Source organism: Amycolatopsis sp. NPDC043887, assembly GCF_056435665.1.
The window spans coordinates 937,516-950,019 of record NZ_JBWKEB010000001.1; the positions used below are offsets into that span (position 1 = coordinate 937,516).

Below are 12,504 nucleotides of genomic sequence, written 5' to 3' on the forward strand. Positions count from 1 at the left end.
GGACAAGGGGGGACGAAGGGTTGGGTGGACCGTCGGGCAAGTTTGGTGGGGGGGGGTTTTGGGGTTCCAAACCAAAACCCCCCCCCACGACCACCCCGGCCGACCTCATAAAGTGCGACGCATGAAGACCGAGGTAGTCGGCTACGGCGGGACCCGCATCGGTTTGTGGGTCGAGGGCGCCGAGAACACCCGTCCGATCGTGTTCGTGCACGGCTGGGCCCAGTCCGCCAAGGCCTGGGCGCCGCAGCTGGCGGATCCCACGCTCAGCGAGCGGTTTCGCCTGGTCGCGATGGATCTGCGCGGGCACGGCGATTCCGAGGTGCCCTCCGCCGGCTACGACGATCCGCGGGTCTGGGCCGAAGATCTCGCCTCGGTCCTCGACTTCGCCGGTGAAGACGCGATCGTCGTCGGCTGGTCCTACGGCGGGCTCGTGATCACCGACTACCTCCGCGTGCACGGCTCGTCGAGGCTCGGCGGCGTCGTCTTTGTGGGCGCCATCACAGAGATCGGCAAGAACCGGCCCGGCGGCAAGGTCGGGCCCGCCATGCGCGAGGCCATCCCGGCGGTGCTGGCGGACGATCCGGCGGTCGCGATTCCCGCGTTGGTGCAGTTCAGCGAGCGGATGACCGCCGCCCCGGTGTCCGGCACGCTCACCCAGTCCTTGCTCGGCGCGTGCCTTTCCACTCCACCCGCGGTGCGTTCCGCGCTGTTCCGGCGCGACATCGGGAGCGAGGACGTCCTTCGCGATCTGGACAAACCGGCACTTATCGTCCATGGTCTCGCGGACGCTGTGATCGATCCGACGTCGGCGGAATACGCGGCGGGGAAGATTCAGGGGGCTGTCGTGCGTTGGCTACCTGAGGTGGGGCATCTGCCGTTCGCCGAAGCGGCGGACGAGTTCGGTGATCTACTGCGCCGGTTCGCCGATCAGTAGGACTTCGGGAGTGTTGACCAGGTGACGATCCCTCTGCACGGGTTCGACGCCGCGCCCAGGCGCGTCGCGGTGCTGTCGTTGCACACCTCTCCGCTGGAGCAGCCGGGTACCGGCGACGCCGGCGGCATGAACGTCTACGTGAGCCAGACGGCCACCGAGATGGCCCGCCGCGGCGTCGAGGTCGAGGTGTTCACGCGGGCGACGTCCTCGGATCAGCCCCCGATCGCCGAGCTGGCGCCCGGCGTGGTGGTCCGGCACATCCCGGCCGGGCCGTTCGAGCCGCTGGGACGCGACGAGCTGCCCGCGCAGCTGTGCGCGTTCACCGCCGGGGTGCTGCGGGCCGAGGCGTTCCACGAGCCGGGCTACTACGACCTCATCCATTCGCACTACTGGCTTTCCGGTCAGGCGGGCTGGCTCGCCCGCGACCGCTGGGGCGTGCCGCTGGTGCACACCGCGCACACCCTGGCCAAGGTCAAGAACGCCGCGCTCGCCGAAGGCGACACCCCGGAGCCGCGCACCCGCGTGATCGGCGAGGAGCAGGTCGTCGAGGAGGCGGACTGCCTGGTCGCGAACACCCGCGTCGAGGCCCGCGAGCTGATCGAGCTGTACGACGCCGACCCGCACGCCGTGCACGCCATCCCGCCGGGCGTCGACCTCGACCGATTCACCCCCGGTTCCCGGCCCGCCGCGCGCAGGGCCCTGGGCCTGCCGGAGGACGCGATCGTGCTGGCCTTCGCCGGCCGCATCCAGCCGTTGAAGGCGCCGGACGTCCTCCTGCTCGCCGCGGCCGAAATGCTGCGCGAGCGGCCGGAGCTGGCGTCGCGGCTGGTGGTGCTGATCGTCGGTGGGCCGTCCGGGACCGGGCTGGAGCAGCCGCAGGCCCTGCGCGAACTGGCCGTCTCCCTCGGGATCGAGGAGCAGACCCGGTTCATGCCGCCGCAGCCCGGCCAGTCGCTGGTCAACGTCTACCGCGCGGCCGACATCGTCGCGGTGCCGAGCTACAACGAGTCGTTCGGGCTGGTCGCGCTCGAGGCGCAGGCCTGCGGGACGCCGGTGATCGCGGCCGAGGTCGGCGGGCTGCCGGTCGCGGTCCCGCACGGGGTCTCCGGGCTGCTCGTGCCTTCGCACGACGCGAAGGACTGGGCCGGTGCGCTCGCGAATGTCGCGCTGCGGCCCGGCTGGCGTGCCGAACTTTCGGCCAACGCCGTCGTCCACGCGCGGCGCTTCTCCTGGCGCCGTACGACGGACCGGCTGCTGGACACGTACGCTCAGGCGACCGGCGCGTTCCGGCGTGCCCTCGAACAGCGCGCGGAGGTGGCGGTTTGACGCTCGACGAGACCTTGCGGTCCTCTTTGGACAATGCGGGCCTGGAATACGAAAGGCGTGGCGAGGGAAAGTACTTCGTCACCTTGCCCGGTACCAAGAAGTTGCAGACCAACTGCTGGCTGGTCGCCGGGGACCACGCCTTCGCCGTCGAAGCCTTCGTCTGCCGCCGTCCCGATGAGTCCCATGAGGACGTTTACCGGTTTCTGTTGCGCCGCAACGCGAAGCTGTACGGCGTGCACTACACCGTGGACGCGATGGGCGACATCTACCTGGTCGGCCGGTTCGGCCTGGACACGGTCACCGAGTCCGAGTTGGACAAGATCCTCGGGCAGGTGCTGGAAGCCGCCGACGGCGATTTCAACACGTTGCTGGAACTCGGATTCGCGGAATCGATCAAACGCGAGTGGGATTGGCGCGTTTCCCGCGGCGAATCGCTGGCGAACCTGCAGGCGTTCAAACATCTCGTCGAGCCTTCGAACGGACACGAACCCGGAGCCTTGACCGACTCGTGACCCGAACGGTGCAACGGCACCGGATCCGGCTCCGTCTCTTTCCGCGACACTGGAGGGAGACGGTCTTGATGCGCAAGCGAGTGAGATGGGTCGCCGCCGCCGGCATCGTGCTGGCACTGGCGGGCTGCTCGGCGAACGATTCCGGCGGTGAATCCGCCGCGATGCCGATGTCGGCCGACACCAAGCAGGCGGCGCCGAACCAGGGGACGCCGAACAAGGAGGCCACCGACAGCAAGGCGGGTTCGGGCAAGGCCCCGGCGCCGGCGGGGCAGCCGGGGATCGCCGACCGCAAGCTGGTGCGCACGGCGAGCCTGGAGCTCACCGCGCCGAACGTCGCCGACGTGATCTCGCAGGTGCGCGTCATCACCCAGGGCGCCGCCGGCTACACGGGGCAGGAGAGCACCCAGGAGAAGCGGGCGTCGGTCAACGTCATCGTGCCGGCCGAGCGTCTCGACGGCGTGCTGGATCAGCTGGGGAAGCTCGGGAAGCAGGTCAAACGCGAGGTCACCGCGACGGACGTGACCGAGCAGATGGTCGACGTCGATTCACGGCTGGCCACCCAGCGCGCGAGCGTCGAGCGCATCCGTGCGCTGCTCGCGAGGGCGACGTCGGTCTCGGAGATCGCGTCGGTCGAGAGTGAGCTCACCAGCCGCGAGGCCGAGCTCGAGTCGCTCCAGAAGCGGCGCGAGAGCCTGGCCGGAAGTGTCGCCATGTCGACGATCTCCCTGCAGGTGAAGGCCGAGACCGTCGCGGCGGCGGAGGAATCCCGCAGCGGGTTCCTCGGCGGGCTGGCCGACGGCTGGGACGCGTTCCTGACCTTCGGCGGCGGCCTGCTGACCGTGCTCGGCGCGATGGCGCCGTTCCTGCTGGTCTTCGGTGTCCCCGCGGCCGCGCTGGTGTGGTGGCTGCGCAAGCGGCGCCGTCCGGCGGAGCCCGCGATGGCGACCGCCTCGGATCTGCCGTCCGCGCCTCCGCTGGACTGAAGCGTGAGTTCCGGCCCCAAGCACGCGTGTTCGGTCTTCAAGCACGCGTGTGCGGGACTGGGCCCCGAAGAGAACAGGCGGGACGGCTCGAGGGAGGGGGGAGTCGCGATCTCGAGCCGCCCCGCTGAAGTTCCCGCCAAGGTGGACCCGGTGACGAGGGGGATGCCAACGGGGCCGGCGGGCGCCGCGACTCGGCAGGGGGGAGACGAGTCGCGGTCGTCACCCGCGTCGAACCGGGGAGTGCGTGGAATCCGGCCGCGCGGGACGTAGCCAACCTGTCAGATCTCCACCTGTAATCACAAGACTACCGGTTACTCCGTTCGAGTGAACTTGGAAAATGGGGATAACGGAGTGCAGTCCGATTTCCGGAGATCGGGACTTGTTGGCAACCCGTCTTCTGGACGGGTGAAGGTGTTACTCGCCGGTAACGCACTCTCCGTAGAAACAAGGCGAAGCGCGGCCCTCTGACCGGCGCTTCCGCTCGCTCTGGCAGGCTGAACCCCATGGCTGAGCTTGGGACTCTGGTGCTGCTGCGTCACGGGCAGAGCACGTGGAACGCCGAAAACCTGTTCACCGGCTGGGTGGACGTGCCGCTGTCCGAGCAGGGCGAGCAGGAGGCGCGCAAGGGCGGGCAGCTCCTCGCGGAGTCCGGTCTGCTGCCGGACGTCGTGCACACGTCGCTGATGCGCCGGGCGATCTCGACCGCCAACCTGGCGCTCGACGCCGCCGACCGGCACTGGATCCCGGTGAAACGCGACTGGCGCCTCAACGAGCGGCACTACGGCGCGCTGCAGGGCAAGAACAAGAAGCAGACCCTCGACGAGTTCGGCGAGGAGCAGTTCATGCTCTGGCGCCGCTCCTACGACACCCCGCCGCCCCCGATCGACCCGGCCGACGAGTTCAGCCAGGTGGGCGACGCGCGCTACGCCGACCTCGGTGACGCCGCCCCGCTGACCGAATGCCTCAAGGACGTCGTCGCGCGGCTGCTGCCGTACTGGGAGTCCGCGATCGTGCCGGATCTGCGCGCGGGCAAGACCGTGCTGGTCGCCGCGCACGGCAACTCGCTGCGGGCACTGGTGAAGCACCTCGACGGCATCTCCGACGACGCGATCGCCGGGCTCAACATCCCGACCGGCATCCCGCTGCGTTACGACCTCACCGAAGACCTCAAGCCGGTCACCGCCGGCGGGACCTACCTGGACCCGGAGGCCGCCAAGGAAGCCGCGGCCGCCGTGGCGAACCAGGGCCGCTAGACCCACGCATTTCGTCCTCTGAATGCGGTAGTTCGCTCTCGAACCACCGCATTCAGAGGACGAATTGCGTCAGGGGAGCGGCTGGACCGATTCGACCCCCGCGGCCTTCCACCCCTCGGGCAGCCGCTGGAGGCGCAGGACGATCGGCAGGTACCGCTTCGTCGCCTGCCCGGCCGCGTCCGTGACGTCCGTCGTCGCGAAGAGCAGCACGCTCGCCTTGTCGTCCACGACCTCCATGACCGCGGCGGCCGGGTTCGGCGACGGCGACGCCTTCGTGCCCCCGGACCGGATCTGGTTCAGCCGCGTCGCCTTGTCCTGCCGGAACTGGGTCAGCAACGGTCCGGTGGACACCGACTCGTAGCGGGCGTACGTGCCTTCGGGGTCGGCCGGGTCCACGTTCAGCAGGGTTTCCGCGGCGCGGAGGGCGCCGTCGCGGGCGGAATCCCGCACCCTCGCGAACACCCGGTCGCCGGCGCCCGGTTTCTCCGCCGCGGGCGAGGGCGCGGACGGGTTCACCTCGACCTTCCCGATCCGCCAGCGGTCGCCTTCGCGCACGGTCGCGAGCAGCACCGACGCGATGCCCTTGCTGGTGGCGCCCGCTCTGGTGCTGCTCTGGTCGAGCACCGTCAGCACCCGCGCCTTGTCCGGCGTCTCCTCGACCGCGGCCGAGACGATCACCCTCGTCACGAGTTTGATCGGTTCCGCCGATTTCCGGACCTCGGCGAACAGTTTCGCCAGCTCCTCGCGCGCGCCCGGCGTCAGGTTGCCGTCGATCGCCTTCTCGTAGGCGGGGACGGCCGTGCTGTCGTAGGAGAACACCGCCTCGGTGGCCGTCTTCACCGCCGTGAGCACAGCGGCCGTCCGCACCGGGTCGATCAGCGCGAGGTTCGAGGGCGGGGTTTCCGGCTCGGGCCGGGCGGTGCCGGAGACCGTGGTGGTGCAGCCCGCGAGCGCGAGCAGTACCGCGAGCCCCGCCCAGCGCTTCACAAGAGGCCGAGTTCCCGCGCCCGCGCGTCGACCTGGAGCCGCGACGTCACGCCGAGCGCGACCAGCAGTTCCGAGACGCGACGCTGATAGGTGCGCACACCCATGCCGAGGCTCTTCGCGGCCTTCTCGTCCTTGCAGCCGGTGGTCAGGAACTCGAGGATCTGCGGTGCCTCCATCCGGATGTCGGCGAACCGCGCGTCGAACGTCTCCAGGGTGGTGGACGCCAGCCATGCGGTTTCGAACAGCGACAGGATGCCCTGCACCAGCTCGGGGCGCGAGATGACGCTGTACGAGCGCACCGCCTTGCCCTCGTCGCCCGCCATGATCGCGACCCGCTCGTCGAGCAGGATCGTCTCGTTGATCTCCTCGGTGCCGATCCGGATCTGCGCGCCGAGGCCGGACAGGTGATGCAGGTGCTCCGCGGTCTGCTCGTTCAGCAGGACACCGGGGCGGTACAGCTTGCGGATCCGCTTGTCGCGCACCAGCCGCTCACCCTGCCGCGTGAGCGACGGCCGGGAAAGCGCCCAGGTGTAGAGGTCGTCGGCCGCGCACGCGATGTCGGTCGCCGCGACGAACAGATGAGCCGTCCGGTCGAACAGCTCTTCTTCTCCGCGAATCAGGGAGATGTCACTGACGAGTTCCACGGCGACAGTCTTCCAACATTCCCCGGCAGCCGTGACGGGAACGTCGCTATTCGCCGGTGAGTGGGCGGAACACGGTCCGGAGAGTCACGACGAAAGTCGGAATCCGGGCAAGAGTCGTCACCGATCTCCCCGTTTCGGGTGACCCGTCTCACCCGGGAGGTCTCGGCCACGTGAACGAGGCCTGACCTGCAGGCGAACAGGGCGTCCCCAGGTGTCATAGGCATCACGAGTACGCGGCCGGGACTAGGCCAAAAGCCTACCCACGCGCTTACGATTCCCCTGTGACCACGCCTGTTGCACTCGCCATGGCCGTCGGCGGACTGATCGTCGGTGTGGTTTTCGGCTTCCTGATCGCGAGGGGTCGCACCCGCCGCGAGGAGCGGCGACCGACCGGCCCCACCGTGGCCGAACTGCTCGAACGCCTCGTGCGGTCCAGCAACAACGGCGTCGTCGTGCTCAACAAGTTCGGCGACATGGTCCTGCACAACCCGCGTGCCTACGAGCTCGGGCTGGTGAAGGTCAACCAGGCCGATCCGCGGGCCCGCAAGGCCGCCGAGCAGGTGGTCGAGACCGACGAACCGATGGAGATCGACCTCTCCCCGCTGGAGGCGAGGGGGCGTCAGCCCGAGGCCGTCCTCGGCGAGGTCCGCCCGCTCGGCGACGGGTTCACCGTGGTCGAGGCCGTCGACCACTCCGAGGCGATCCGCCTGGAAGCCGTCCGGCGGGACTTCGTCGCGAACGTCAGCCACGAGCTGAAGACGCCGGTCGGCGCGATCGCGCTGCTCACCGAGGCCGTCCTCGACGCCGCGGAAGACACCGAGGAGGTCCGCCGCTTCGGCGGCAAGATCCTCCGCGAATCGACGCGGCTCGGCCAGCTCGTCACCGAACTGATCGCGCTCTCGCGGCTCCAGGGCGCCGAGCGGCTGCCCGACCTGAACGTCGTCGAGGTCGACGCCGTCGTCCGCGAGGCGCTCGGCAGGACGACGCTTTCGGCGGAATCCGCCGAGATCACCATCACCACCGACGCGGCCAGCGGGCTCCTCATCGAGGGCGACCGGACGCTGATGGTCACCGCGCTGTCGAACCTGCTGGAGAACGCCGTCGCGTACTCGCAGCCGGGCAGCCCGGTGTCGATCAGCAGGCGGCTGGTCGACGGGAAGGTCGAGATCGCGGTGACCGACCGCGGCATCGGTATCGCGGAGGACGAGCAGCAGCGCGTCTTCGAGCGGTTCTACCGCGCGGACAAGGCTCGGTCGCGGGCGACCGGCGGCACCGGGCTGGGGCTGGCGATCGTCAAGCACGTGGCCGCCAACCACGGCGGTTCGGTCGGCCTGTGGAGCCGTCCCGGCACCGGGTCGACCTTCACGCTGCGGATCCCCGCGCACATCCCCGCCGAACCGGCCGCGCCCGCGAAACAGGCTCCGCCGGCGTCCCGGCCGGAGAAGACCCCCGAGCGGACACCCCGTCTCGTGGCAACAGGGCAAGAAAGCCCCGACCATGGAGGAAACCTGTGACGAGGGTTCTCATCGTCGAGGACGAAGAGTCGTTCGCCGACCCGCTCGCGTTCTTGCTCCGCAAAGAGGGCTTCACCGCCGCCGTCGCCGTGACGGGGCAGCAGGCACTCGAGGAGTTCGACCGCAACGGCGCCGACATCGTCCTGCTCGATCTCATGCTCCCCGGGATGAGCGGCACCGACGTCTGCAAGCAGCTCAGGCAGCGTTCCGCCGTACCGGTGATCATGGTGACCGCGCGCGACAGCGAGATCGACAAGGTCGTCGGCCTGGAACTCGGCGCCGACGACTACGTCACCAAGCCGTACTCGGCCCGTGAGCTCATCGCGCGGGTGCGAGCGGTGCTGCGCCGCGGTGGTGAGCCGGGCTCCGAAGGCGATCTGGCGCCTCTGGTGCTGGCGGCCGGGCCGGTGCGGATGGACGTCGAGCGGCACGTGGTGACCGTCGACGGCCAGGAGGTCTCCTTGCCGCTGAAGGAGTTCGACCTGCTCGAGTACCTGCTGCGCAACGTGGGCCGCGTGCTCACCCGCGGGCAGCTGATCGACCGGGTGTGGGGTGCGGACTACGTCGGCGACACCAAGACGCTCGACGTCCACGTGAAGCGCCTGCGCTCGAAGATCGAGCCGGACCCGGGATCGCCCCGGCATCTGGTCACGGTGCGTGGCCTGGGCTACAAGTTCGAGACGTGACAGGTCCGGTACCCGCCCCTGCGATACAGATCACGGTTACGGTTTCGTGACCTGATGTGGGGGCGGGTACCGTAGACGCTCGTGCGCCTAGGGGTACTCGACGTCGGTTCCAACACCGTCCACCTGCTCGTGGTCGACGCCCACCGTGGCGCCCACCCGACCCCGATGCATTCCGAAAAGGCCGTCCTCCGGCTCGCCGAGCAGATCACCCGCAACGGCGACCTGAGCCGCGCGGGCGCGGACAGCCTCGTGCGTGCGGTCGAATCGGCGAAAGCGGCCGCGGCGCGGCTCGGCTGCGAAGAGGTCATGGCGTTCGCCACCTCCGCGGTCCGCGAAGCCAAGAACGCCCCGAAGGTCCTGGCGAAGGTCCAGGAGCAGACCGGCGTCGAACTACAGGTGCTTTCCGGGATCGACGAATCCCGGCTCACCTTCCTCGCCGTCCGCCGCTGGTTCGGCTGGTCGGCGGGAAAGCTGCTGGTGCTCGACATCGGCGGCGGCTCTCTGGAGGTCGCGATGGGCCGCGACGAGGAGCCGGATCTGGCCGAATCGCTGCCGTTGGGCGCGGGCCGGACCACCCGGACGCGGTTCCAGCACGACCCGCCCACCCGGTCGGAGCTCATCGCGACTTCGGTGTGGCTGGAAGAACAACTCGCCCCGCTCGCGAAGAAGGTCGCCAAATTGGGTGAACCCGATCGGGTCGTGGCGACGTCGAAGACGTTCCGGTCGCTCGCCCGGCTGACCGGAGCGGCGCCGTCGGCCGGCGGGCCGCATGTGCGCCGTACCCTGACCGACACCGCGTTGCGCCAGCTCATCGCGTTCATCTCCCGGATGACCGCCCATGACCTGGCACAACTCGAGGGGGTCAGCGCGAGCAGGTCGCATCAGCTGGTGGCGGGCGCGCTCGTCGCACAAGCCACCATGCGGGCGCTTTCCCTGGAAGAACTGGAGATCTGTCCGTGGGCGCTGCGAGAAGGTGTCATCCTTCGACGGCTGGACCATTCGAACGGTGCGGACGAGACTGTGGGCGGCAGCGCCCGACTGGACTTAGTCGACGGAGAACGGGCACGGTGAAGTGGTGACGGAAATGCGGATGACGGTGGACAGCGCGCGCAACGCCGCCGATGCCCCGTCGCGTGCCGGTTCGCAACGGCTTGAGCGCGCATTGGACTGCACGGTATGACGGACGAGACAGAGAGCGGCCAGCCACAGAAGACCGTGGCGGAGCTGCTCGCGCAGCACGGAGCCCAGCCCGAGGGCGGGCGCCGCAGGCGACGCCGCGCGGCCGACGACGACGAGGCTCCCGAGCCCACTCGCGGGCGGCGCGCGCCGTCCCCGAGCGATACGGCGCCGCAGGCGATCATCGACAGGGTGTCCGGCGACACCCCGCCGCCCGCCAACCGTCCGCCACGCCGCTCGCGCCCGCAAGATTCCGGCGCGCGTCCGCTTCCGCAGCCGCAGCAGGACTCCGCGCCGCTGCCGGTGCCGCCGGACGTCGCGTCCACCCCGACCCGGCAGACGCCGCCGGTGCGCCCGCCGCAGGAACAGAGCGGTTATCAGCAGCGTCCGCCGCAGCAGTCGGGTCAATTCCCGCGGCCGGCTCCGCCGCAGGAGCAGAGCGGTTATCAGCAGCGTCCCCCGCAGCAGTCCGGTCAGTTCGTCCGGCCGGCTCCGCCGCAGGAGCAGTCCGGTTACCAGCAGCGCCCGCCGGACTCCGAGGGCCTGCCCCCGCGTGGCCGTCCACGTCCGGAGGAGACCCGTGGCGCGATGCCGCCGGTCCGCCGTCGCCCGGAGCCGCCCGCCGGACCCCCGTCCTCGGGGCTGTCGGCGAGGCTCGACGGCGGCCTCGACGCCCCGGCCGAAGACGTTCAGGACCAGCCGGGCCCGATGGCCAGCGGCGCGTTCGCGACGCCGCCCGCCCAGCCGGCGCGGCGCCGCCGTCCCGCGGCGCGCCCGCCCCAGCCGAAGGCCGAGCCGAGCACCGAACAGTTCGCCGCGGTCGGTGACGAAGCAGCGGCCGAACCCGAGGTCCCCGCGCCCGTCGAGCCTCCGGCGCCGCCCGCCGGCCTCGCCGGATGGCGCAAGCGCAGGCAGAAGGTGCAGTCCGAGGACACCGAAATCGGCGGGATCCCGCCGGTGCCGCCCCCGGTCGCGCCCGTCGAACCGGACGCCGACCCCGAGCCAGACCCGTTCGACGCCGGTCCGCCCACCATGGGGCATCCGGCGCCGATGCCCTTCGTGCCACCGCATTCGCTCGACGACCGCGACCGGCAGGACAACCTCGACGAGTACGAGCGCGAGTTCGCCGACCCGGCGTACCCGGACGGCGGCCCGGACTTCGGCCGCAACGACTATGGCTACCGCGCCGACGACTACGAGGACGACTACGACGACAGCGTCGACGATGTCGTCGAGGACGACGAGCCCGCGGCACCCGCCGAGAAGGTCTCGCCGGGGAAGCAGTGGCTGGCGCTGGCCGGCCAGCTCGCCCTCGGCGTCGTCGGCGGCGCCGGTGTCTGGCTGGGCTTCAACTGGCTGTGGGTGAACATCCCCGCCGCCGCGCTGGTCGCCGCGCTGCTGGTGATCGTCGCGCTGGTGTGGATCGTCCGGAAGATCCGCAAGGCGGAGGATCTCCAGACCCTGGTGCTCGCGGTACTGGTCGGACTGGTGGTGACGGTCTCACCGGCCGCACTCCTGCTGGTCGCGCGTTAGCGGCCTCGGGAAGGATGCCGGAATGGTTCAGCAGATTCCGGTAGGTCTCTCGACGGCGTCCGTCTGGCCGTTGCGGGCGGGCACGGCGTTCGAGCTGGCCGCCGACCTCGGTTACGACGGTGTCGAGGTGATGGTCTGGGCGGACCCGGTCAGCCAGGACATCTCCGCGCTGCGCCGCTGGTCGCGCCGTACGGGTGTGCCGGTGCTGTCGATCCACTCGCCTTCGCTGCTGATCACCCAGCGCGTGTGGTCGCCGGATCCCGAGGTGCGCCTGCGGATGTCCGTGGACGCGGCGCAGGAGCTCGGCGCGCGCACGGTCGTGGTGCATCCGCCGTTCCGGTGGCAGCGCCGCTACGGCGACGCGTTCGGTGACCTCGTCGACGAGCTCGAAGAAGCCAGCGGGATCGAGATCGCGGTCGAGAACATGTTCAAGGTCCGGCCGCCCGGCGGCTCGCGGACGTCGCGCGTGTCGGCCTTCCGGCCGTCGATCGACCCTACGGACGTAGGGTTTCGCCACTACACGCTCGACCTGTCCCATACAGCGGCAGCCGGGATGGACGCCCTCGCGCTCGCCGAACGGATGGGTTCCGGGCTCGCGCACGTCCATCTGGCGGACGGCACGGGCCTGCCGAAGGACGAGCACCTGGTGCCCGGACGCGGGATCGAGCCCTGCGCCGAACTGCTCGAAAAGCTCGTGAACAGCGATTTCTCCGGGCAGGTCGTGCTGGAGATCAACACCCGGCGGTCGCCGAGCGCGGCGCGGCGGTCGCGGGACCTCGCGGAGTCACTCCTGTTCGCGAGGCTTCACCTCGGCCAGTGACAAAGATCGTCTCCGGGTGCGGAGATTCATTCCTCCCTGCGCTCGAGGCGCTGGTACACGTAAAGTTCCGACCGTGAAGCAGCTGCGCTTGTTGATCTCCCGCACCCCGATGGATCGGCTCGTGGCCTGGGTCAGT

At 70.1% G+C, this 12,504-nt stretch carries 12 protein-coding genes; 10 read left to right on the forward strand and 2 right to left on the reverse strand.

Translation table 11 applies throughout. From position 1 onward, the window contains the following. Positions 1–121 precede the first annotated feature (121 nt). From AC069H_RS04640 to AC069H_RS04660, 5 genes are all read left to right on the forward strand, one after another. A complete protein-coding gene (locus tag AC069H_RS04640) occupies positions 122–934 on the forward strand; it encodes an alpha/beta fold hydrolase (RefSeq protein WP_478229484.1) in 813 nt (270 codons plus the stop codon). 21 nt (positions 935–955) lie between these two features. After that, a complete protein-coding gene (gene mshA, locus AC069H_RS04645; protein ID WP_340686842.1) occupies positions 956–2,260 on the forward strand; it encodes a D-inositol-3-phosphate glycosyltransferase in 1,305 nt (434 codons plus the stop codon). Then, on the forward strand, positions 2,257–2,772 hold the full coding sequence (locus tag AC069H_RS04650) for a type III secretion system chaperone family protein (protein ID WP_034310547.1): 516 nt from the start codon (positions 2,257–2,259) through the stop codon (positions 2,770–2,772). The genes mshA and AC069H_RS04650 overlap by 4 nt, the downstream gene beginning before the upstream one ends. 68 nt (positions 2,773–2,840) lie before the next feature. Beyond that, positions 2,841–3,755 carry a DUF4349 domain-containing protein gene (locus AC069H_RS04655; protein ID WP_478229485.1) on the forward strand — a complete coding sequence of 305 codons (915 nt, stop codon included), beginning with the start codon at positions 2,841–2,843 and terminating at the stop codon, positions 3,753–3,755. 503 nt (positions 3,756–4,258) lie between these two features. Further along, positions 4,259–5,008: a phosphoglyceromutase gene (locus AC069H_RS04660; RefSeq protein ID WP_034310552.1), complete on the forward strand. Its 750-nt coding sequence runs from the start codon at positions 4,259–4,261 to the stop codon at positions 5,006–5,008. 69 nt (positions 5,009–5,077) lie between these two features. Here AC069H_RS04660 and AC069H_RS04665 read toward each other — a convergent pair whose 3' ends face one another. Both AC069H_RS04665 and AC069H_RS04670 read right to left on the reverse strand, forming a co-directional pair. Further along, on the reverse strand, positions 5,078–5,995 hold the full coding sequence (locus tag AC069H_RS04665) for a hypothetical protein (protein WP_478231353.1): 918 nt from the start codon (positions 5,993–5,995) through the stop codon (positions 5,078–5,080). Then, positions 5,992–6,639: a hypothetical protein gene (locus tag AC069H_RS04670; protein ID WP_034310555.1), complete on the reverse strand. Its 648-nt coding sequence runs from the start codon at positions 6,637–6,639 to the stop codon at positions 5,992–5,994. The genes AC069H_RS04665 and AC069H_RS04670 overlap by 4 nt, the downstream gene beginning before the upstream one ends. Before the next feature lie 281 nt (positions 6,640–6,920). Between AC069H_RS04670 and AC069H_RS04675 the strand changes: the two genes are divergently transcribed. The 5 genes from AC069H_RS04675 to AC069H_RS04695 all read left to right on the forward strand — a co-directional run bounded on the left by AC069H_RS04675 (position 6,921) and on the right by AC069H_RS04695 (position 12,368). Further along, on the forward strand, positions 6,921–8,153 hold the full coding sequence (locus AC069H_RS04675; protein WP_478229487.1) for a sensor histidine kinase: 1,233 nt from the start codon (positions 6,921–6,923) through the stop codon (positions 8,151–8,153). Beyond that, positions 8,150–8,839, forward strand: a complete 690-nt coding sequence (locus tag AC069H_RS04680; protein WP_034310560.1) for a response regulator transcription factor — start codon at positions 8,150–8,152, stop codon at positions 8,837–8,839. Before AC069H_RS04675 ends, AC069H_RS04680 begins: the two co-directional genes overlap by 4 nt. Before the next feature lie 81 nt (positions 8,840–8,920). Beyond that, entirely contained in the window at positions 8,921–9,910 is a 990-nt protein-coding gene (locus AC069H_RS04685) for a Ppx/GppA family phosphatase (RefSeq protein ID WP_478229488.1), read from the forward strand. A 105-nt stretch (positions 9,911–10,015) separates the two neighbouring features. Further along, positions 10,016–11,548 carry a hypothetical protein gene (locus AC069H_RS04690; RefSeq protein ID WP_478231354.1) on the forward strand — a complete coding sequence of 511 codons (1,533 nt, stop codon included), beginning with the start codon at positions 10,016–10,018 and terminating at the stop codon, positions 11,546–11,548. A 22-nt stretch (positions 11,549–11,570) separates the two neighbouring features. Beyond that, the gene (locus AC069H_RS04695) at positions 11,571–12,368 is read left to right on the forward strand and encodes a sugar phosphate isomerase/epimerase family protein (RefSeq protein ID WP_126733212.1); all 798 of its coding nucleotides are present in this window, start codon (positions 11,571–11,573) and stop codon (positions 12,366–12,368) included. Positions 12,369–12,504: the final 136 nt, after the last annotated feature.

What these genes read in the sequence shown, in the direction of transcription:
- AC069H_RS04655 (WP_478229485.1), top strand. Translation starts at nt 2,841, where the DNA reads ATGCGCAAGCGAGTGAGATGGGTCGCCGCCGCCGGCATCGTGCTGGCA.
- AC069H_RS04690 (WP_478231354.1), top strand. Translation starts at nt 10,016, where the DNA reads ATGACGGACGAGACAGAGAGCGGCCAGCCACAGAAGACCGTGGCGGAG.
- AC069H_RS04640 (WP_478229484.1), top strand. Translation starts at nt 122, where the DNA reads ATGAAGACCGAGGTAGTCGGCTACGGCGGGACCCGCATCGGTTTGTGG.
- AC069H_RS04660 (WP_034310552.1), top strand. Translation starts at nt 4,259, where the DNA reads ATGGCTGAGCTTGGGACTCTGGTGCTGCTGCGTCACGGGCAGAGCACG.
- AC069H_RS04695 (WP_126733212.1), top strand. Translation starts at nt 11,571, where the DNA reads ATGGTTCAGCAGATTCCGGTAGGTCTCTCGACGGCGTCCGTCTGGCCG.